20 protein-coding genes are annotated in these 21803 nt (G+C 51.9%); 12 read left to right on the top strand and 8 right to left on the bottom strand.

Features of this window, described 5'->3' with window-relative positions; genetic code table 11:
* Window positions 1-11: 11 nt before the first annotated feature.
* The 4 genes from cas10 to ACQ9LF_RS04750 form a co-directional block, all read right to left on the bottom strand.
* Window positions 12-2375 carry a type III-A CRISPR-associated protein Cas10/Csm1 gene (cas10, locus tag ACQ9LF_RS04765; protein ID WP_462488230.1) on the bottom strand — a complete coding sequence of 788 codons (2364 nt, stop codon included), beginning with the start codon at window positions 2373-2375 and terminating at the stop codon, window positions 12-14.
* Between the two features lie 8 nt (window positions 2376-2383).
* Window positions 2384-3412 carry a CRISPR system precrRNA processing endoribonuclease RAMP protein Cas6 gene (gene cas6, locus ACQ9LF_RS04760; protein WP_462488229.1) on the bottom strand — a complete coding sequence of 343 codons (1029 nt, stop codon included), beginning with the start codon at window positions 3410-3412 and terminating at the stop codon, window positions 2384-2386.
* Between the two features lie 818 nt (window positions 3413-4230).
* A complete protein-coding gene (locus tag ACQ9LF_RS04755; protein ID WP_462488228.1) occupies window positions 4231-5628 on the bottom strand; it encodes a hypothetical protein in 1398 nt (465 codons plus the stop codon).
* Between the two features lie 45 nt (window positions 5629-5673).
* Entirely contained in the window at window positions 5674-5868 is a 195-nt protein-coding gene (locus ACQ9LF_RS04750) for a hypothetical protein (protein WP_462488227.1), read from the bottom strand.
* Window positions 5869-6738: 870 nt separating this feature from the next.
* Here ACQ9LF_RS04750 and murC point away from each other — a divergent pair.
* From murC to ACQ9LF_RS04730, 4 genes are all read left to right on the top strand, one after another.
* Window positions 6739-8133 carry a UDP-N-acetylmuramate--L-alanine ligase gene (gene murC, locus ACQ9LF_RS04745; RefSeq protein ID WP_462488226.1) on the top strand — a complete coding sequence of 465 codons (1395 nt, stop codon included), beginning with the start codon at window positions 6739-6741 and terminating at the stop codon, window positions 8131-8133.
* A complete protein-coding gene (gene murB, locus ACQ9LF_RS04740; RefSeq protein WP_462488225.1) occupies window positions 8099-8977 on the top strand; it encodes a UDP-N-acetylmuramate dehydrogenase in 879 nt (292 codons plus the stop codon). Before murC ends, murB begins: the two co-directional genes overlap by 35 nt.
* A 211-nt stretch (window positions 8978-9188) precedes the next feature.
* Entirely contained in the window at window positions 9189-10139 is a 951-nt protein-coding gene (locus tag ACQ9LF_RS04735) for a D-alanine--D-alanine ligase (RefSeq protein WP_462488224.1), read from the top strand.
* Between the two features lie 8 nt (window positions 10140-10147).
* Window positions 10148-11146, top strand: coding sequence for a cell division protein FtsQ/DivIB (locus ACQ9LF_RS04730; protein ID WP_462488223.1), 999 nt, complete (start codon window positions 10148-10150; stop codon window positions 11144-11146).
* 47 nt (window positions 11147-11193) lie between these two features.
* Here ACQ9LF_RS04730 and ACQ9LF_RS04725 read toward each other — a convergent pair whose 3' ends face one another.
* The 4 genes from ACQ9LF_RS04725 to ilvD form a co-directional block, all read right to left on the bottom strand.
* A complete protein-coding gene (locus tag ACQ9LF_RS04725) occupies window positions 11194-11643 on the bottom strand; it encodes a YkgJ family cysteine cluster protein (RefSeq protein ID WP_462488222.1) in 450 nt (149 codons plus the stop codon).
* Between the two features lie 5 nt (window positions 11644-11648).
* Entirely contained in the window at window positions 11649-12083 is a 435-nt protein-coding gene (locus ACQ9LF_RS04720) for a YkgJ family cysteine cluster protein (RefSeq protein WP_462488221.1), read from the bottom strand.
* Window positions 12084-12174: 91 nt separating this feature from the next.
* Entirely contained in the window at window positions 12175-12561 is a 387-nt protein-coding gene (locus ACQ9LF_RS04715) for a hypothetical protein (RefSeq protein WP_462488220.1), read from the bottom strand.
* A 133-nt stretch (window positions 12562-12694) separates the two neighbouring features.
* Window positions 12695-14362, bottom strand: coding sequence for a dihydroxy-acid dehydratase (gene ilvD / locus ACQ9LF_RS04710; RefSeq protein WP_462488219.1), 1668 nt, complete (start codon window positions 14360-14362; stop codon window positions 12695-12697).
* A 340-nt stretch (window positions 14363-14702) separates the two neighbouring features.
* Between ilvD and ACQ9LF_RS04705 the strand changes: the two genes are divergently transcribed.
* The 8 genes from ACQ9LF_RS04705 to ACQ9LF_RS04670 all read left to right on the top strand — a co-directional run bounded on the left by ACQ9LF_RS04705 (window position 14703) and on the right by ACQ9LF_RS04670 (window position 21766).
* Window positions 14703-15650, top strand: coding sequence for a hypothetical protein (locus tag ACQ9LF_RS04705; protein ID WP_462488218.1), 948 nt, complete (start codon window positions 14703-14705; stop codon window positions 15648-15650).
* A 30-nt stretch (window positions 15651-15680) separates the two neighbouring features.
* Window positions 15681-16691, top strand: a complete 1011-nt coding sequence (locus tag ACQ9LF_RS04700; RefSeq protein WP_462488217.1) for a hypothetical protein — start codon at window positions 15681-15683, stop codon at window positions 16689-16691.
* Window positions 16692-16706: 15 nt separating this feature from the next.
* Window positions 16707-17219, top strand: a complete 513-nt coding sequence (locus ACQ9LF_RS04695; protein WP_462488216.1) for an HIT family protein — start codon at window positions 16707-16709, stop codon at window positions 17217-17219.
* Between the two features lies 1 nt (window position 17220).
* On the top strand, window positions 17221-18300 hold the full coding sequence (locus ACQ9LF_RS04690; RefSeq protein WP_462488215.1) for a deoxyguanosinetriphosphate triphosphohydrolase: 1080 nt from the start codon (window positions 17221-17223) through the stop codon (window positions 18298-18300).
* An 8-nt stretch (window positions 18301-18308) separates the two neighbouring features.
* Window positions 18309-19064, top strand: coding sequence for a hypothetical protein (locus ACQ9LF_RS04685; RefSeq protein WP_462488214.1), 756 nt, complete (start codon window positions 18309-18311; stop codon window positions 19062-19064).
* A complete protein-coding gene (locus ACQ9LF_RS04680) occupies window positions 19064-20392 on the top strand; it encodes a phosphatidylglycerophosphatase A (RefSeq protein ID WP_462488213.1) in 1329 nt (442 codons plus the stop codon). Before ACQ9LF_RS04685 ends, ACQ9LF_RS04680 begins: the two co-directional genes overlap by 1 nt.
* A gap of 137 nt (window positions 20393-20529) precedes the next feature.
* Window positions 20530-21282 (top strand): hypothetical protein, encoded by a 753-nt coding sequence (locus ACQ9LF_RS04675; protein ID WP_462488212.1) that lies wholly within the window; start codon window positions 20530-20532, stop codon window positions 21280-21282.
* 25 nt (window positions 21283-21307) lie between these two features.
* On the top strand, window positions 21308-21766 hold the full coding sequence (locus tag ACQ9LF_RS04670; RefSeq protein ID WP_462488211.1) for a hypothetical protein: 459 nt from the start codon (window positions 21308-21310) through the stop codon (window positions 21764-21766).
* Window positions 21767-21803: the final 37 nt, after the last annotated feature.

Raw genomic sequence — 21803 nt, 5'->3', positions numbered from 1 at the left:
TTTAACTAATTCTATTTACGGTTTTTATACAATGCATAAATCGTAGAGACTTTCATCCGTGGCATCACTTCATCGCTGGTCATTTCAACTAATTTGTTCCTGATTACCGAAGTGGTTTTATCCTTTTCTACATTTCGAGCAAGGTCATAACGAAGCTGGGATTTCCATGCAATGTCTTCTATGGGTATTTTGTGATTTTTCTTGTCTGAAACTCGTCGGAACATGTGATAATATTTCAGAAGACGGTAATTCAGACTGCCAGTGATTATTCCAGACGAAACCCACTCAGCTAAAATGGTACCGTTATGAAGAGCTTTTTCGTAATCTGGCCAGGGCAATGTAAGTCCGAATATCCCAATGCGGTTACGCCCACTTTTTTTGGCATTATCAAGTAATTCCTCCGCTTGCCTGATAGCGTCTGAAATGGGTGTTCTAGGATGACACAATACAATGGCGGCGGATAAGTGGATATCCAAATTATGACAAGTATAGGCTGAAAATTGTTTGTGAATTTTCAATGCCAATTCCATCATTTGGTCCCACGGGCCAATTAATAAGAGGTCGTCGCCGCCGGCATATTCGGTATAAACCTCTTGGTATTGACTGGAAATAAGATGTTCCAGGTAGCCACTGAAAAAATTGTCCATCATTCTGGACAGAGCTGAAAGTCGGCTGATAGAGTATTTCCTGTATTTGCCTCCTGCTTTCTGCCCTGTCAAGTCCATCAGACCTCTTGAAAAGATTTTACCTAAATAATCCACGTCGCCTTTAAGGACAGCCAGAAGTTTCGCTCCTGATGCGGATTCGGCAATCATCTCAAATGGCTTGACTTGTCCACACTGCCAGTCGCCCTCCGGGTCTTCATTGTTAAGCCGGCCAGCCTCTGCTTCTGTAAGCCGGGGAACAGAATGTGCCAAATGTTTACCCGCAAATCCGGATTGCTCATGCCGGGGATTGATGGATAAGGCAGCCAGGGTTGTGTCAGTCAATGTCGGTATGTCCGTTTTGGTTATTAATTTAAGTTGGCCAAATAGAGTCATGGGGTCCTTATCTCTGTCTGTCCGCTCTAGGAGTATATAGTGAGTCGAAGTCAATTTGCCCCCAAGGTCTATCATAGCTTGACACAGTGGATTTTTTTCAGGATCGATTACCGGCTGTATAGCAGCAGAGATATCCCAACCCTGTTGATTTTGCATTGAGCAGGCAAATCGCCGTTTTTTTGTCTTGTCAATTTGCAATGCCATTTCTTCAAGACATTCGTGATAATTTCCGTCCTTGAAATCTCTGCCGCTCACGGCCACCGGCTCTGAAAGATTCAATGCTAGTTTGCCGCCAAAAGTACCCAACATCCAGTCCTCAAATTGTTTACGGACTTCGCCAAGTATTATTTTGGCTTTGTTGGTGTTCTGGATTAGCAGAGTAAACTGTCCGCCGGCGTCCTTGATACAATTGCACGATGGTAATCCCAGGCGTTCCAGTAAAATAAATACCGCCGCCCGGGTCAGCATCGAAATATAAAACGAACGTGCTCTAAGCATTTTGGCCGTCCCGGCCTGGGCCTCATTGGGCAGATCAAGAATGAAATCCTGGATGCCGCTGACATCACCGCAGACCATAAGCATATTTTGAATATCCTGATTTTGTTCATAATGTGTCAATGACGACAGCGTTCCTTTCTCTTTGTACCAAGCATACATAGCGCAAGTAATGGCAGCGGTGGTATAACTGTGGTCGAATAAAGGAATATCCGGCAATTCATCCCGGGTGGCAGAGGAAGTAATCAGGGACATGTATGTTCTGCACAGGCCTATAATATGATCAACCAATAGATGCCGTGGGCAGTGGACAGAATTAATAATATCCATTTTAAAATTATCATAAAGTTGTATATATTGCTGTGGATTGACCGGAATGTCGCATTTTCCGTATTGCTGAGGGAATATTGCATCACTGGATGTTTTCCACCGCTCCACGGGATATGCCCAAAGGGGATTTTCGGAAATGTGACTATTAAGCCTAATCTCATTGAAAATACTGATTAAGGGCCGTGAGGATTTGCCTGTTTTGATAAATTGCTCACCTTTATCCTGTCGTTCAGAAGCCGCAGAGTAAATGTCGGCCTGCTGGACAAGGATTTCTTCGGGGGTCGATGGATTATGATGTTTACTGGCCAGATTGGCAATGCGGCAATTATCTAAATGTTTCCAGAGATTCCCAATTTCATTAAAAAACTGACCGGTGTAAGCTGCATGCGAATATTTGAATAGGTGAGTATTTTGTTGGGGTAATTGAATACCTGTTCGTTCATAAATTTTCCCAATATCGTGAAACAATGTCCCAATTGCCATTTCAATCATATCTTTCTCTATCGCCATAGTCTCTCCTAGTCTTGAATGGTAAGTTTAATCCTTCCAAATCCAAAGCTGGTTGCCTTGCCAACATGACAAATCTCTGCCAATTTTAAAATCGGTATATACGGAGCGACCTTTCCTTCAAATGTGATCCGCCCCAGCAGGCCTCTGAGAGTCATTTTCTGCTGCTGCCGTCCGGAGAACCGATTGACCTCATAAAGCCGGGTTTGATCTGATTTCACCCGGACCGATTCAACGCCCGTCCAATCATCAGAAAAGGCATCCGATGGCTCAAATGGGATGCCATAGAAGTAGGATAAAATGGAAAGCCTGCGGTTGACTGCCTTTATCAGATCAAGAAAAGAGATTTTTCGTGCTTGAGCGCCGCCCACCTGCAATTTAGTGGGGGTATGAAACTCAATCGTAAGTCGGGAATCCAAATGCTGTGGAACCTGGCCAACGGATTCTTTCTGCAGCCCTCCCAGGCAATGGTTGCCGTCCTTGTAAACAACGGAGGAACATGCAGGCTGAGTAATACTATCAATTCGGTAGGGAATACGATCTTTGCCAAGACCTTCTTTGCCAATCTCGAGAAGACTATATACGATATAGGGGAATAGCTCGATTGCACGCCCGAAAAGCCTCATTCCAAACTGAAATTCCATCCCTGCTGTGATCTGAGAGGGAGCCCCCATACTCGTCAGGATTACAAAAGGTTGAGGGATATTGGGATACAGCCGCATAAACGCTCGGTCGTCAGGAGCAACACCTTCAAAAATATAACTGTAGGCACAGGATTTTTGGACAATGCAGCCCGAGCAGTTCTTCTGTTTGACATGGCAGACCGTCTTTTTCAGGTGATACCCAAGCCCACCGCGCAAAGTGGGTCCCCAAAATGGTGGCAAGCTACCCTGGGACAAGAATATCCCACTGACTTGAAATTCAGCAAAAGGAGGAAAATTCTGCAATAAAACAGAATGAAACGATGTTTTACCAGACAATTTTACTCCATCTTGTAGACGTTGCCTCCTCAATGGATGAAAATCATCATCATTTATCATTGCTCCAACTGATCTCCTTCATTAGTGTTTAAGCAAATCAAGATGATATTTTTTTACCGGAACATGAAAAATTGTCAAGTATTTTTATTTGCAGTTCAATTGGGAGAATTGAACAAGGAACACAATCTTTTATGTATTGATATAGATGTAATATATCTATTGTCAAAAAAATGATGCCCATCATACAAGGTAAGTATTGGTGGGCAGCTATTGAGGGATAGGGGTGTGGCAAAGATTCCGAACTGGCCTCGGAAATAACAATCTTTTTTTTGTACAGGGGGCCGGGCCTGCCTGTTTGTTTGGGCCTTGTTTATGGCCTGTTTGTCCCTGTTTTAGAACAATGATTCAGAGGGGATAGCGTTGGCAGGAAATGTCAAGTTGTGTTTCCAGGCTTATCGCGAATGTGTACTCGACGGAATGTGTTCTGTAATGAAGGCGTCCACATGTTGCCGCAAGTGGATGCAATTTACTTGATTCGGGTCATCACAAACCTCTGCGTTCTGGTCACTCTTTGCCGGTTAATAACTCTGTTCAATGCTTTACTACACGTGCTGGTGACAAATCGCGTAACATTTTTCGTGTTGAATTCGCTATTTTTTCTGTCTGGACAATCCGGCCAGTTCGAGGATCTGCTTACGGGTTGGTTCAGGCAGGGTATTCCAGACCTTGACCAATGTTGCCAATTCTGGCGAAATTTCGGGAAAGTGTCCCAGATTGTGTCCCTGTGTGGTTTTGCCATTTTCGCTAAGTGTATTATCTGGCTTGCTTTGTGATTTTTTGTTCAAGTCCTGTACCGCCCACTGGATTTTTGTCCGGTCTCATGCACAAGAACTCGCGGGGTAACACCATTCTACACAAGCACGACAATCTAAATTGGGTTCGTTTGGCCGGACGAGGTCTGGTTTTGTGCTGCGAGAATTCACGGGGTCCTGCTGTTCGACACCGGTGCGACGAGCCAAATGGGGTTCGGCCACAGAAGGCACCGTGGGCAAAGAGGAATCATTCTTGTTGGCAGAATCAACACGATCAACGGGGTTGGAAGTGGAATCCACCTGCGGCGGGATGGAATTCCTCTCAAGCACGGAGGCTTGAGCTACACTGCTGGAATTGGGTCCTTCCTGGCCATAGGGGGTGATGGCGCGGATGTCGAGGAGGAACTGCTCAGGGTTTTTAAAGGTCTGCAGGATACACTCGGCATGCTTTTCTAAATCTCTATTGGTCATTGTCTTGCGTTTCTTCGGGGAAAAATGCACGGCGTCGAGAACGCGGCGGTACCAGTCAGGCGTATAATCGTAGTTCCATTTTTGTTTGTTGGGATTGTTGCGGATACGCTGGTTTTCGGTCTTATAGATTTTGTTTTCGACGGGAATCCACGGGAGGTCGGGGTTGGTCAGGCCGTCGAGGCAGAGGGCATTGGGTTCGTTTGGCCGGACGAGGTCTGGTTTTGTGCTGCGAGAATCCACGGGGTCTTGCTGTTCGACACCGGCGCGACGATCCAAATGGGGTTCGGTTACAGAAGGCACCGTGGGCAAAGAGGAATCATTCTTGTTGGCGGGATCAACACGATCAACGGGGTTGGAAGTGGAATCCGCCTGCGGCGGAATAGAATTCCTCTCAAGCACGGAGGCTTGAGCTACACTGCTGGAATCGGGTCCTTCCTGGCCATAGGGGGTGATGAGGTCTTTGTAGTCCCCGCGGGGCTGGCCGTCGCGGAGGTAATAAGCCACGTCGGTATAGTTGACATCGCCGGCCTTGCGGCTGTCACGCAATTCCTTCATACAGCGGAGAATAGACCGTTCCAGCTGGCTTTCGTACCTTTGCAGCTTGGCGAGGGTCTGGTGGCTGCGGAAGTCGTCGAGCAGAAGCTGGCTGAAGACCTCCTGGTCGGTACGGACGTCGTCTTCGGGGATGGAACAACAGAGGTTATCGAGGACCAATGTCTCGTAACACTGGGCACGCTGGATCCGCCAGGCCAGGCAGGCAATGCGGCGGACAAGAAAGATTTCGCTGGGCTCGAGCGGCTCGTACTGGTCCATAAATTTGTTGGCAAAGGCGTTGAACTCGGCGGGATTTTCAATGGTAACAATGGGCCGCTGGGAGGACAGGCCGTGAATGAAGGCATTGCGGGAGGAACGGGCCTTGCCTGCGGGGGTTTTGGGGCCGGTGGATTTTTGGGCGTTGCGACGGTTGGCTTCGATTTGTTTGATTGTTGCCATGATTTGCTCCTTTCGTGAACCTAAAAAAAAGAAGAACACAAGAACTCAAGAACACAAGAACTCAAGAATTGGGGAAGCTGCCGGGAACGGCAGCCATTTTATCAATATGCCACGGCCAAGCAGAGCTTGACCGATGCCACCGTGGCATAACGCTGTGGCCAGATCAGGGGTGGCATAGTCTGATGGAGTCAGGCTGTGGGCGTTGCGACGGTTGGCTTCGATTTGTTTGATTGTTGCCATGATTTGCTCCTTTCGTGAACCTAAAAAAAGAAGAACACAAGAACTCAAGAACACAAGAACTCAAGAATTGGGGAGGCTGTCGGGAACGGCAGCCTTTTTATCAATATACCACGGCCAGCCTTCGCTTGACCGATGCCACTGTGGCATAACGCTGTGCCCAGATCAGGGGTGGCATAGTCTGATGGAGTCAGGCTGTGGGCGTTGCGACGGTTGCTCCCCATAAAACACGGGCAGGCACGGGGGCCAGCCCCTACGGCACGTATGACAGGTTGATTTTGGTTGTCTTTGCGTGTTATTCATTTTTATATGCCTCCATATAGGGGATGAAATTGCAGTTTTTGTTCGAAAAATCGAAATAGCACAGGGCGTGAGTTTTTATAAGTGCAGGCCGGAGAAGGAGAAGAAATTTTTCATTTTTTTGCAGAATAGCAAGATCGTGTTAGCGTAATTTGTGCGATGTGGACATCAAGGATACAGAATACAAGGATGTAAGGATACAAGAAGAATTGGTAATTTTGTATGCTCGATTTTCGGTTGGGGAGATGAGAAGTATAAGATTTTTGATTTTTAAGTGTTGATTAAGGAGTTCGTAGAAAATTAGAGATTTGAAATTTCACATGGAGACGCTGTTCGTAGGAAGGATGGGGCAAATACGGCTATGGTGGGAAGGGGAAATTTGAGATTTCAAAAAAATCCCGTAGCTTGCGCTGGGGGCTGATGTTGGATAAACCTGACCACCAAAATTACAGTTTTGGGGTTGAAATAACCGACTTTTAGTATTGGAAATCAAAGTTGCTGGCCCATTGGCCGGCCGGGTTGGGCGAACCAGATCGGCCGGGATGGGCATTTTGTCGTTATGATGAGGACACCATGGAATCCGTATTGGATAAGAAATATCATTTTATCGGGATTGGCGGAATCGGCACCAGCGGTCTGGCAAAGCTGTTAATCCGCCATGGCGCCAAGATTAGCGGCTCGGACATGTCCGACAGTGCGGTGATGCAAGAACTTGCGGGCAAAGGGGTGGCGGTTTCGGTCGGTCACAAGGCCGAAAATGTTCCCGACGACGCCGATGCGGTCATTATCAGTGCTGCTATCCCGGCTACCAACCCGGAACTGACGCGGGCCGGAGAAAAAGGTAAAAAGATATACAAATATGCCGAAATGCTCGGCAAGGTCTTTGACCAGTTTGCGGGAATTGCGGTCTGCGGCACCCACGGCAAGAGCACGACGAGTGCCTGGACGGCCTATATTCTGGAAAAAGCGGGTCTGAATCCGAGCTTTATCATCGGGGCGGACATCCCCCAGCTTGGCGGGTCCAGCGGGGTCGGTGCGAGCAACTGGTTTGTGGCTGAGGCATGCGAATACGACCGCAGCTTTCTGAATCTGCACCCGCAGATCGCCTGTATGCTGAATATTGAGGCGGACCATTTGGATTATTACCGGGATGAAGATGAGATTGTGGATGCGTTTGCGGACTTTTCGCGGAATATCCGGCCCAGCGGGGTTCTGGTGGCCAACGGTCGGGATCGGAATGTGGCTCGGGTGCTGCGTCGGCCAGGCTTGCATGCCAAAGTGGTAACCTACGGACTCGATTTGGGATGCCAATATACGGCGATTAATCCAGACTTAGTGGATGGACTTTATCATTTTGATATTTATTATCATGGCAAGCTACTGGGCAAGACGCATATCTCGCTGCCGGGGCTGCACAATGTGGAAAATGCCCTTGCGGTGACGGCAATTCTGGCGGAGGCTGGTCTTCCGCCGCAACGTATCTGTGAGCTTTTACCGGGGTTTACGGGCACGGACCGGCGGCTGATGTTGAAGGGCAAAGTGCGGGAGATTACGGTGATGGACGACTATGCCCACCACCCCACCGAGATTCGGGCGTCGCTGGCTGGGATTCGTCAGCGATACCAGCCCAAGCGGCTGTGGTGTGTATTTCAGCCGCATCAATACAGCCGAACCCGTTTTTTACTTGATGATTTCGCGGAAAGCTTTAAGCTGGCAGACATTACCATCGTCCCGGAGATTTACTTTGTCCGTGACACCGCCGAAAGCAAGAGCAAGGTCAATGCCCAGACGCTGGTGGAGCGAATCCAGAAGACCGGCAGTCAGGCCTTGTTTATCAACGACTTTGGCGGTATTCTTGACTATATGAAAGCGAATGTACAGCCCGGCGACCTGGTCGTGACGATGGGTGCGGGCACAATATGGAAGGTTGCAGATGAATATCTTTGCTGGCTTGGACAACATAACTAAGAAAGACTGCCCTCTGGCGGACTATACGTGGTATCGGCTGGGCGGGAAAGCGGACTGGCTGATCAGCCCGACAACGACCGAACAGCTCCAGACGGCCCTGAAGCGGTGCTATGAGCATAATGTGCCGGTGCATATTCTGGGCAATGGGTCGAATCTGCTGATCAGCGATGAAGGCGTTCGGGGGGCCGTGATTCGGCCCTGCGGGGAAGGCTTCAGTCCCTATCGTTTTGAGGGGACCAGGCTGACGGCCGGAGGTGCGTCGGACCTGCAGCGGGTGCTTCAGGACGCCGTCAAACGCGGGCTGGGTGGCCTGGAGGCACTGGCGGGCATTCCCGGGACAATCGGGGGCGCGGTGAAGATGAACGCCGGGGGCCGGTTTGGCGATATCGGGACGTGTGTGGAAAGCGTGCTGGTGATGGACCTGCATGGCAATGTGTTCGAAAAGATCAAGCCGGAGCTGGTGTTTGATTACCGGCATGTGAATATTACAGCGCGGGTGATTCTGGAGGCGCGGATGGAACTGTCCGAAGGCGACCCGGAAGAGCTGCTCAAGACGGTCAAGGAAGTCTGGATTTACAAGAAAAACACGCAGCCGCTGGATATGCGCAATGCCGGGTGTGTGTTTAAGAATCCGCGCGGGATGTCGGCGGGAGCACTGATTGACCGGGCGGGACTGAAGGGGGAAAAAATCGGCGGTGCGATGGTCAGCACCAAACATGCCAACTTCATTACCACGGAAAAAGGATGCACCAGTGCGGATGTCAAGGCATTGATTGAGAAAATCCGCACTGTGGTGCGCGACCAGTTTGATGTGGAGCTGGAGCTGGAAATCGAGATTTGGTAATACCCGGCGGGTATTTTTATGCCGCGCGGCAAGCACAGGGTGACGTTGTTTTACATAGCCGCGACGAAACAGGAATGGTGAGTTCGGAGAATAACTGGATTCCCGCTTTCGCGGGAATGACAAAGGGAGTGGGAATGACAAGCTGGTGTTGTGTGTTTGGCGATCCAACACAGGCTAAAAAAGCGGAAACGTTTTGGAATAGACTTTTTTAATGACGATAAAATCGATTACTGATTTACATATTGCCGTGCTGTGCGGCGGCGTCGGGTCGGAACGGGACGTGAGCCTGCTCAGCGGGGAGAATATTTATAACGCGCTGAGGCGCGGCGGATGCCGGGCGATACTGCATGACCTGAATCCGCAGGATTTGTCAATCCTCGATGACAAGGCGATTGATGTGTTTTTCCTGGCTCTGCACGGGCAGTTCGGGGAAGACGGGCAGTTGCAGGCGATTCTGGAAAACAAGAAGCTGGCGTTTACGGGGTCGGGATCGAAGGCCAGCCGGCTGGCGTTTGACAAGATCGCGGCCAAGCGGGTGTTTGCCGAAGCGGGACTGCCGCTGGCTAAGCAGATTGTCGTCAAGGATACGGATACGGCGGTGCAGCTTGCGGCGGAGCTGGACGGCTGGGCGGCCAAGGTGGTCATCAAGCCGATCCGTCAGGGCAGCAGCGTCGGGGTGGAGATTCATACCGATATGCCGACGGCGGCGGCGGCCGCAATTCGCTGTCGGGACACGTACGGCGACTGCATGATCGAGGAATTCATTGCCGGGCGGGAGATGACCGTGGGGCTGCTGGAAGGCAAGGCCCTGCCGGTGCTGGAAATTCGCCCGAAGGTGACATTTTATGATTATCATGCCAAGTATCAGGACGACTCGACGGAGTATTTGTTCGATACGCTGACCGATGCAGCGGTGGTCAAACGCCTGCAGGCGGCGGGTGAGACGGTATTTGCGTCGCTGGGGTGCCGGCATCTGGGCCGGGCGGATTTCATCGTGACCGAGGATGGGACGCCCTATGTGCTGGAGATGAATACCCTGCCGGGCTTTACGAGTCATTCGCTGCTGCCGATGGCGGCACGGAAGGCCGGAATCGGGATGGAAGAACTGGTGCAGCGGATCGCCCTGGCTGGCTGGACAGATCACAGTAACAATACAAGATAAAGAGTGTTGTGGCTAAAAAGAAGATCAAAAAACCCAAAAGCGGAAAAAGCTGGCGTGACTGGTTCAGTTGGAGCCAGCGCAAGGAAAGCCGTGCCGCCCGCGAGGAAAAACGGGAGCAGTTGTATCGCCGGATCAAGATAGCGGCGCTGAGTCTGTTTCTGCCGCTGCTGCCTGCGGGGCTGGTGGTCGGTTTTTTCTATATGGAAAAATATGTTCATGCCCAGCGGGCCGAGACCCCGATTTATGGGTCGCTGGAGTTTGTCAACGCGCCGGAGTGGGCGTTCACCGAGGGGATGAAAAAGAAACTGTCGGAAGCGGCCGGCGGAGGGCAGTTTGAGCTGAAAGAAGGCATTGCCGAGGCAGTTGGGCAGCGGCTGGCCGAACTGCCGTGGCTGTACCATGTGCGGGTACGAACAACCACGCATAATATCAAGGTTGAGGCCCAGTATCGGGAGCCGCAGGCGATTATCAAGACCGCCAAAGGACAGACCTGTTATGTGGGACTGCCGGCTCCGGGGGATCCGCTGTGCGGGGATAATCCTGATGAGGCCAACACGGTGTTTGTGCTGGACCAGGTGGAGGTGAAGAAACCGCCGCTGATCGAAATCAAGGGGTTTGCCGACAAGCTGGCCCCGGCAGCGGGCAAAACCTGGTATGCATCCGATGTGGCGGCGGCACTGAAGCTGATTGCGGCACTGCGGCAGATGGACGAGAAAGTCTCGAAGGAAAAACCGCTGAGCAATGAAATCAGCGAAATCGATGTCAGTAATTTCAGCGCCAAACAGGGCAGCTCAGCGCCGCGGATTGTACTGCGGCTGCGCGACGGCAAGACGCAGGTCAACTGGGGGGCACCGATGGGAAAATCGGCCAGCCAACTGGAGGCGTCCGATATCGAAAAGCTGACGACGCTTTATACCTTTTACCGGGAAAACAAAAACACGCTGCTGAATATTGTGGCTTTTATTGAGCTGCGTTATCCCAAGTTGGGCATTCCGCGACCGGAGTAAAATCCTGCGACCAGCAATCCGGCAAGAGAGGTCTTATTCAAAAGCCCTTATATTGATCTGGCATTCAATGCCGTCTTTAAATCCAGATAGCGGTAAGGCAAGTCATACTGGCGGCATAAGTTTTTCATCTGGTCGATTATGTCTTCGCTGAGCCGGCTTTGAAGGTCTGCATCGCCGGTGCAGTGAAAGATGCGGCAGCCTGCGAAACGCCAGGGATAGACGGAGCATTTGCTGTCGTTGCGATAAGGGCAGACGCCGGTGGTCATCGGCAGCAGCGGGATGTTGTTTTGGGTCAGGCCAACTTGAAAATAAATCAGTTCCGGCGGCGTCAGGAACAGCCTGTGGCCGAAGGATTCAAAATCGCAGCACTGGCCGCAGGCCTTGCAGGGCATGGGAGCAGAAGCCAGCATCGCTTCGATTTGAGAATAAAGTCTCTCGACTGCGTCGGCTATCTGCCGCGTTTGTTCAATCGAAAATTGAAAATCAAAAATTGACAATCGTCTTACTCCCACCATTTTTTCTGGGTGCGTATTTTTTCGATCTGTTCGAAAGTAAATTCCGGGCCGCGGTTGATGCCGGGACAGCGCTGGGCGGCTTCGTTCCAGTCGTTGGGGGTGGCGAGGTTGTAATTCCAGAACGGCCAGGTGCGGCACTGGTTGGGACGGACCGGATAGATGGCGCAGCCCCGCTGGCCATTGGCGCCCTTTTGCAGGAAGATGCAGTCTTTGGTGGCCTTGTCTTCGATGAGGGTCGTGCGCAGGCCGGAGCGTTTGATGAACCGCTTGCGGACGTCGGCCTCGGACATGCCCAGATATTTGGCCAGCATGGCAATTTCTTCGGCACAAATCCAGATATAACCTTCTTCCGGCCCGGCACAGCAGTTGCCGCAGCCGATACATTCAAAATGCAACCCACAGGAATACCACTTTGATTTCAACGTTTACCTCATTTCTATACTAATATCATTGCTATGCGAGATTGATGCTGCACCATAACGTGCATAAACAACAGGGCGTTTTTTCAGACGATCATTGTTTTGTCGGCTCGGCGTAATAGCTGCTGACTTTCATTGCGTCCATATCGACGGTGATGCGGAAATAATCCGGGAAGCCGCCGAGCATCGTTGTTATCGACTGCCACTGGGGATAGACGGCCGGGTCGAAGAAATGGAAGACGCAGGTGGTGACTTTGGAATATTGATAGCCGCGGGCGCTGGCCACCATGCGATCCAGCTTCTGCTGGGGGATATTCAGCTGCTCGAGGGCGAACTTGCGGGCGATGACTTCGGCTTGCTGCGTTTCTTCTCTGCCGAGCTGGGTGGATTGTACGTTGGGCATCACGGAACTGCAGCCGGACAAGGCCGGTACTGCCAACACTACATAATATATCAGAGTATGAAATACTGTTGTTTTCATTTCAGTTAAGCTTGTTCTGCGTATATCCGCTTCAATTTGCAATATCCTATTTTACCACAGCAGGGTTCGACAGTCTGTGTCAATCCGAATAAAAAAAGGGTGAGCCTTTCGACTCACCCGTATTTGGATTAGCTTACCACTTGAGGACCGCACCTGTATCGGCGCTGGTTGCCATGGCGGCGTATTTGGCCAGGCAGCCTTTGGTAATCCGCGGGGGCCGCGGGGTCCAGTGTTTTTTGCGTTCGGCCAGTTCGGCGTCGGAGATTTTGATATTGATTTTATTGGCGGGGATGTCGATTTCGACGATGTCGCCGTTTTTGAGCAGAGCGATGGGGCCGCCGACTGCGGCTTCGGGGCTGACATGGCCGATGCAGGCGCCGCGTGTGCCGCCGGAGAAGCGACCGTCGGTAATCAGGGCAACGGATTCACCCAGGCCCGCCCCCATGATGTAGCTGGTGGGGCTGAGCATTTCCTGCATGCCGGGGCCGCCTTTGGGGCCTTCGTAGCGGATGATGACCACGTCGCCGGCCTTGACTTTGCCGCCGAGGATGCCGTCGCAGGCTTCTTCCTGGCTGTCGAAGATGACGCAGGGGCCGGAGTGCTTGAGCATACCGGCGGCAACACCGGCGGATTTGACAACACAGCCGTTGGGGGCAAGATTGCCGCGAAGGATAGCCAGGCCGCCGGTTTTGGAATAGGCCTTGTCGAGGGTGTGGATGCAGTCGGGGTTTTTAATCTCGGCGGTTTTAATCCGCTCGCCGAGGGAGACGCCGGAGACGGTCATGCATTCCAGATTCAGCAGGCCCGGAATCTTGCTGATTTCCTTTAATATGGCACTGATTCCGCCGGCAGCATCGACATCTTCAATATGCCAACTGCTGGATGGGGAGACTTTGCAAATGTTGGGGACTTTGGCACTTATGGAATTAATTCTATCCAGATTATATTCAATTCCGGCTTCGTTGGCCAAGGCAAGGGTGTGCAGGACTGTGTTGGTGGAGCCGCCCATGGCCATATCGAGAGCAAAGGCATTGTCGATAGATTTTTGCGAGATTATAGCTGAGGGACGGATATCCTTTTTGACCAGTTCGATGATTTGGCGTCCGGCTTGTTTGTATAATTCCTGACGTTTTGGATCGACAGCCAGGATTGTTCCGTTGCCGGGCAAGGCCATACCGATGGCTTCGCACAGGCAGTTCATGCTGTTGGCAGTAAACATGCCGGAGCAGCTACCGGGAGTTGGGCAACCTGAACATTCGAGGTCTTTTAACTCGTCTTCGCTGATTTTCTTAGCATTATAGGCAGCGACACCCTCAAAAATTGTGATTAAATCGGCGGTTTTGCCGTTTTTGGACTTCCCTGCCGCCATGGGGCCGCCTGAAACGAACAGCGTCGGGATATCGAGGCGGACGGTCGCCATAAGCATACCGGGTATAATCTTGTCACAATTGGGGATACAAACCATACCGTCAAAGCAGTGAGCCCGAACCATGGCTTCTACGGCGTCGGCAATGATTTCCCGGCTTGCAAGGGAATATTTCATGCCGGTGTGGCCCATGGCAATCCCGTCGCAGATGGCAATGGTGTTGAATTCAAAGGGTACGCCGCCGGCGTCGCGGATGGCCTGTTTGACCACTTCGGCAACCTTATTGAGGTGGACATGGCCGGGGACAATCTCGCAAAAGCTGTTGGCTACCGCAATAAACGGCTTATTCATATCTGTATCTTTGAGGCCGCAAGCCCGTAACAAGCCCCGATGGGGCGCCCGCTGAAAACCGCTTTTTACTGTATCGCTGCGCATTGTATTACTCCATAAACGTAGTCTATCTTGCCTTTCGGCCCTGAAATGCCGAAAAGTGCGGGTATTATAACGCGATAGGGGTGTTAAAAAAACCTCTTTTTTGTGTTTTGGTGTTTTACTTCAAGGCGATATTGTGCCGATAGTTACTATACGTATGAATTGAGAATGCCGGTAAAAGAAGCCTTGTCAAGCAGGTCTAATCCAGCTATAATTTTTGGATTATCAGCGACACGGCACATTCAGGATCGGTTTGGGTTACGCTGGTTTGAACCGGTACGCAAAGCTGTATCCTGACCGGCCAAAAAGGCAACACAAGCACAGTCCAGATAAGGAGAAAAGTATGTCCCGGATGATGCAAGTATGTGTAATTTCAGCGGCAGCAGTCCTGATGTCAGGGCTGCATGGATGTTCGTCTTCGGTCAAAATGGCTTATACCCCCACTGTCGGACAGACCGCGGTCTATGAATCCAGCAGTGAGATGATCAAAGATTTTAAATTTGAACAGCCGACTTTGAATAAAAGCCGGGAAGAACAAACCAGTACGACTGTAACCGTCACATATGAGCAGACGATTGCCGAAATCCAGCCGGACGGTTCGGCGGTTGCGGATATTACCCTCAAGGCCGTGGCATGCAAGATGGTCAACAAGAACGAGGTGCGGTATGAGTTCAACAGTGCCGATGAGAAGTACAAAGGGGATGCATTGAATACGATTGTCGGCACCCGTTATCGGATCGCCATCAGCCCGGAGGGCAAGGTGACGGTGGTGGATGCGGCTGCGGCCAGAGCCGTGACTGTCAGCGGCGAGGGGCAGAAGATTGCTCAGAAGATCCTGACGGATGAAAGCATCAAAGAACGGCATCAATTGCCGCTGCCAGCCGGAGACAAGAACGTGATATCCGCCAAGAAGAGCTGGACCAGTGTGCAGCCGTCGCCTCCCGGTCTGCTGGCCCCCAAGACCTTTGAAAAGGTTTATACGGTCAGTGAAGTCAGCAAGGACAAAGTGGTCGTCACGATGACCGCCAAGGAAAGCCTGCAGAAACCGGCAGAGAATTCCTCTGGCGGGGCATCGAGTATGGGCATTTTTGCCAAGATGTTCGACAACCAGGATCAGTACACCGGTACGCTGGTGATGAATCCTGCCAACGGGACCGTATCGGAATACAACGAAACGCTGGTCAGCAGTTATGTTGCGCAGGAAAAGCCGCAAAATGCTCCGGAGGATGCAGCGCCGGATACTCTGCTGATGCAGCTGACCTACCGCATCAGCCTCAAACAAATCAACTAACCCCCAGCCTGTCCAGAGAAAGGATCCGGGATGGTTTTCGGAAGACAGCATGTAACCGGGCCGCTGTATGCGGTGATGGTCTGTATGACGGCAGTATTGACGGGATGTCATGGTCCTGTTCAGCGAGGCGAGAATCTGCTGATTGTGAATTTTGAGGAAGGCAAAGTCCTGCGCTACCAAATGACCTCCAGTCGGGACGTCACGATTGAACTGACCGGCTCGACCAGCGGCAGCAAACAGGGACAGTCGCAGAAAATGACCGAGTCGCTGGAACTGACGATGGCCTACAAGCCGGTCAAGGTCGATCCGTTCGGCCTGACGCGGATTGAATGCACATTTGAGGCCGTCAAGGTCAATCGCAGCTCGTTCAGCGGCCGCGGCACCACCAGCTCGGATGCGATGGAAAGCCTTCAGGGCAAGACCTTTACGCTGGAACTGTCGCCTAGCGGTCAAATCGAGGACTTCAGCCAACTGGAGCAATTACTGCTGGACACCGGCAAGGCGGCGTTTGATAGCGCACGCAATGACTTGCGAGTCAAGAATCCGGATATGATTTATGATTTTGTTGCTCTGCAATGGTATTTGTGGGATTCGATTTCGTCGGTGCCCAATCCGCTGGACGGTGTCAGGCCAGGGATGACCTGGACGAATACGCAGTTGATTGCCTGGCCGGTACCGATTCCGAATCCGCCCTGCCGGGTCACGACATTCAGACTGGATTCGATTGTCGAAGAAGACGGGCAAAAAAAGGCTCTTATCGCCAGCACTTATACACTCAGCAATAAAACCGTGGCGAACTTTCCCAAGCCCTATGAAGGCACATTCCAGATGCGCGGACTGTTTGGGTTTTTGCGGGATTATCAATTCCAGTCGCTGGAAGGGGAAGGCAAGCAGGTGTTTAACCTGAGCACGGGCACCGTGGAAAGCGATAGCCAGAAGTATCTGCTGAAGACCACCGCATCGTTTCTGCTGCCGCTGGGTGATTCCGTGCCGCAGGTGGCCATCGAGCAAACCCTGCGCATCCAGAAACTGGAACCGTAATCGGAGATGGAGGATATGATCGAACGCAACAACCTGTGGGCCCCATGGCGGATCAAATACATTCAGGGGCTGTCCCAGAAAAGTCCATGTTTTTTGTGTGATTATATCGCCTCGCCGCAGGATGATGCTCAGAATTTTGTGCTATGGCGGACCGCGGATGCCGTGGTGGTATTCAACCGCTTTCCGTATAACAACGGGCACCTTCTGATTGCCCCGACACGGCACATCGGGTCCATGGAGCTGGCGACGGAATCGGAACTGCTGTCGATGATGCGGCTGATTCGGGACAGTCAGAAGCTGCTGTCGGCGGCGATTCAGCCGCACGGGTTTAATGTGGGGATGAATTCGGGCCGGTGTGCGGGGGCGGGACTGCCCGACCACATGCACATTCACGTGGTGCCCCGCTGGAACGGAGACACCAATTTCATGCACGTGTGCAGTGATACGGATGTCATCAGCCAGAGCATGACCGATCTGTATGCCCTGCTGCTGGAACAAAGCCGTCAGCATCAATTACCCGTGGTCTAATATGTCATCTACGCTTGCCCCATACGCAGTTACCGAGCACAATAGCCGGGGCAGACAATTCCCGGAAAAGCCTCATCGATATCGTGCCGACTTTGAACGCGATCGGGACCGGATTATCCACTGTGCGGCGTTTCGGAGACTGGAGGGCAAAACACAGGTCTTTACCACCGGTCTGAATGATCAGTACCGGACCCGCATGACGCACAGCATCGAAGTCGCCCAGATCGGACGAACGATTGCGCGGGTGCTGAATCTCAATGAAAGCCTGACGGAGGCAATCTGTCTGGCCCATGATCTGGGACACAGTCCCTTCGGCCATGCGGGAGAAACGGTTCTCAACGAACTGACCGCCGATGTCGGGGGATTTGAGCACAACCGGCAATCGCTTCGGATTGTGGATTTTCTGGAGCATCCGTATCCGGCGTTTGCGGGATTAAATCTGATGCATGAAACCCGGGTGGCACTGGCCAAGCATCAAAGCCCGTATGACAACCCCGAAGGCTCCGCTGAATCGATCTGTCTGGAGGGACAGATTGCCGATGCTGCCGACCGGATCGCCTATAACTGCCATGATCTGGAAGACGGCCTGCGTTCACGGCTGCTGGATGAAAAGCAGCTCAGGGGGATTGTGTTGTATGAGGAAGCCTGCCGAACGGTTGGGGCCGGACAGATTGATGATCTCGTCATCCGGCGGACGCGGATTTCCAAGGCCATTCTGGATTACCTGGTCATTGACGCCATCGAGACCAGCAGTCAGCTGCTGGAAAAGCATCAGATCCAGTCTCTGAAAGACGTCTATGGCTGCCCGGTGCGGCTGATCGATTTGTCGGCGGAAGCGGAAACCAAACTGTGCGAGCTGGAACGGTTTCTCTATCAGAATCTGTATTCTCATCCGCAGATTGCCGGACAGGCACAGTCCATCCGCGTATGGCTGACCCGGCTGTTCGAGAAATACAGCGACAAGCCGGAACTGATGCCGCATTATTATCAGCATATGATTGCTGCGGAAGGATTAAAGCGGATTGTCTGCGATTATGTGTCGGGAATGACGGATCGTTATGCGATGAGTATGCAGGAGTGAACCGCCGAATGATGGATCACCATGAACCCGAATCTACTCTCCAGAGGCTTGCCGCCCGCCTGGAACAATGTTGCGGGTCTGCCGGCCTGAGACAGAGCCTGCAGGCGGTCCTTGTCCGCAGACTGATTGGCTGGCTGCAAACCGGTCGGATCGACCCTGAAACGGCCCGGTTTATTGACCAGCATCCGGGATGGTTTGCGGCCCATTTGCCTCTGCGTCTTCTGCCGGCCCGCTGGCATTGCTTTGTCTGTGATCCACGGCAATTGCCCCGGCATATCGAAAGTCGGCTTCGGCTGCTGGGTCGAGAGGTGATGGCAATGGCCGCATTGGCGTCGCCGCAGCCGAGCGGGTATCTCCATGTCCCTGTTGTCGTGGGACTGGTTTGGGCCTTTCTTATCGGCATGCATCAGATGCATTATCAACGGGTTGGGACAGTGCCCACCAGCAGTAATCTGTGGTACCTGAAAAGTCTGTGGGGGATTTCGGCCCCGCTGTTGTGCGGCGGATTGATCGCGGGATTTGGGGGAAGAATGCGATTCTTCAAGACAATTGGGCTGGGGATGCTGGGGGGCTTTGCTGCAGGAGTGCTTTACAGTATCGGAGCATTTTATCTGGAAAAGACCTGGCGTCAGGATTATATGCCGTCGCTGGCTGTACCGCTGGCAGTCCGGCTGCTTGTCTTTATCCCCCTGTCGGGATTGTCAGCGGCAATGTATGAGTATTTTCTGTTTGTTATGCGTTCCAAAGCGGGAAAGGATTCCTGATGAATCGATTATGGACAAGCTGTTTGGGACTGGGGCTGCTGCCGGGAGCACCGGGGACATGGGGATCGCTGCTGCCGGCGGTGGTTTTTATGGCGGCGGGGATTCTGTTGGGTCCGGCAGCGGCAATGTGGGCGATGGCGATTCTGCTTGCGGCAGGATGTGTCATTTCGGTAGTCTGTTCGCCTTGCGTGATTGCACAAACCGGACGCCCAGATCCGGGGCAGATTGTCAGCGATGAAGTCGCGGGGCAGGCCCTGGCATTGCTGCTGGCGCAGTGGATCGCACCGCTTGATTTCTGCTGGATGTCGGCGTTTCTGTTTGGTTTATTTCGGTTCTTCGATATCGTCAAACCCTGGCCGTGCAAAAAGCTGGAACAACTGCCGGCCGGCTGGGGAATCCTGGCCGATGACCTTGCGGCAGGGCTGTGGGCGGCGGGAGTGTGGATTGCCGGCCGAACCCTGGCTTACTGGAATGGTCTGCCGCAGGACGAAGCTGCGATGACGGTCGGGTCCACTATGCTTTTGGGAGCGGTGCAGGGATTGACAGAGTTCCTGCCGGTGTCATCGGAAGGGCATCTGGTTTTGTTCCAGCATTTGCTGCCGGGTATGGATGCGGAAAATCCACAGATGATTGTATTTGATCTGGCGCTGCATCTGGGAACGGTGCTATCTATTCTGGTGGTGTTCCGTAAAACCATCACCCGTTTTTTTGTCGGGCTTGTATCGTCGTTCACGTCCGGATTAAAGCCGGTAGAACTGGTCCAGAAAAAGGCCCCGGTGCGACTGACAATTCTGGGGATAATAGCGACTCTGGCAACCGGGATATTGTATGTCCTTTTTGATGATTTGCTGGAAGCGGGCCGCGGGATGTTTGGACTTGGATTCTGGTGGGTGGTATCGGCATTATTCCTGTTCGGGGCTGATTATCGTAAAGGCCATATCGGCCTGAAACGGTTTGGATTTGGGGCAGCGGTTCTGATTGGTCTGGCGCAGGGGCTGGCGATTTTGCCCAGCGTGTCCCGCAGCGGCTCGACCATCTGTACGGCCATGCTGCTGGGAATCCGGCCTCGATGGGCGGTGGAATTCAGCTTTTTGATTTCCATTCCGGCAATCCTGGGAGGGGCTGCGATTAAAGCAATTCAAAATATAGACTATCTGAATAGCGGCAATTTTCCGGTCGTGCCCACATTGGCGGGAATGATGGCATCCTGTCTCGTTGGGATATTCGCATTAAAGATATTGATTACCGTGTCACGGAAACGCAACTTAAAAATCTTCGCATTGTATTGCGTGATTCTGGCGATGATGACCTTTATATCGCTGTTGTAATATCCAGCTATTCTATGTCCGAAAATCTTAATAAAAACTAAAAACTTCCCTCTCTCCACGCGAATAAATCTTGTAAAAAAGCTTAATTTGTGAGAAAATGATGTGTTGATTGTGTGATTGTTTTTGGAGATAGAAAAATGACCAATAGTTTTGGGTCGTTTTGTGACGATTTTTATGTTGATTTATGCGTGAATACCCAGCTCGAGTTGCCTACTGAGCGGGATACGATCTTAAGTTTTTTCGAGCAGTTGCGTAAGCGATTTCCGAATATGGTTCACTTTTCCAAGCGGGACAACGGGGAGTTTTTGCTGGAAGAAGAGAGACAAGGTCAGAAATATCGCTGGGTCAGTCTCGAATCGGAACGGATTACCGCCGGGTGCGCCGAGCCAGAAAAGCTGGGGGAAGCCTATGCGCTGCATTGTGAGGTGCTGGAATTGATGCCCTATATGCTGGGGGTGACTGCGCTGGATGTGGATTCGATTGATGTCACCTTCACGATGGATTTTGATTATCAGGGCAACCATGATGAAGTGATTGCCGAGGCCCTGCTGGCAGGGTCGAGTTTTGGGTCGTTGTTTGAGATCGGCGGGGCCAAGACCATCGGCTGCAACCCGTCGGTGATAGTATCGCTCAGCGAGGACTTCCGTACCCAGGCCCGGATCGCCGTGGAATCCCGCACGAGTGTCTATGACATGAAAAACGAGAAATTCAAACAGGATGAGCCCATCAGCCTGTACTTTACCATACGCCGTTATCCCAATCCGGCGATGTCGGCGGAGCTGATTGAATCCTACCGCCAGCAGTGCAGGCTGGCGGAGCAATTGATGTTTGACCGGGTGCTGCCGTATTTTGTACAGCCTCTGGTCAGTGCAATTGCCCAGAGAAGATAACGGTTATTCAAGGAAGGACTGATTGATGGACATTGAAGCCCCTCTGAGCAAGTACCGTAAACACAATCTATTGATCATGATTGCCATTCTGGCAGGGGCGGCAGGGTTGTGTTATTACGACGGTAATTACAATCAGAAATTTATCCAGGAACACACCCTTGAGGATGGCCGTCCGAACAGCACGCTGTATTTCAACCAGAAGAGTCCTCCGTTCATGCTGCTTGCGGCGGCGGTGCTGGGCATTCGCCTGTGGATGATCAAAGACAGAAAAGTCGTCGCCGATGAGCAGGGGCTTCGGTATGAAAAAATATCCATTCGTTACGACCAGATTGAAAGTATTGACAAGACGCACTTTGGCACCAAAGGCTATTTCGTCCTAAATTACACTGACGGCGGCCAGAAAAAACAGCTTCGCCTCAGTGATCGGAGTTTTGATAACCTGCCGGCTGTGCTGGATCACCTTGTGGCAAAAATTACGTCATAATGATTCTTCCGCGGCGGCCCCAGGCCGCTTTGATGCT

This window comes from Anaeroglomus insulsum (assembly GCF_050689095.1).
GTDB classification, from domain to species: domain Bacteria; phylum Planctomycetota; class Phycisphaerae; order Sedimentisphaerales; family Anaerohalosphaeraceae; genus Anaeroglomus; species Anaeroglomus insulsum.
Note: the sequence above shows the minus strand (reverse complement) of the source record. Positions and strands in the feature narration are given on the sequence as shown.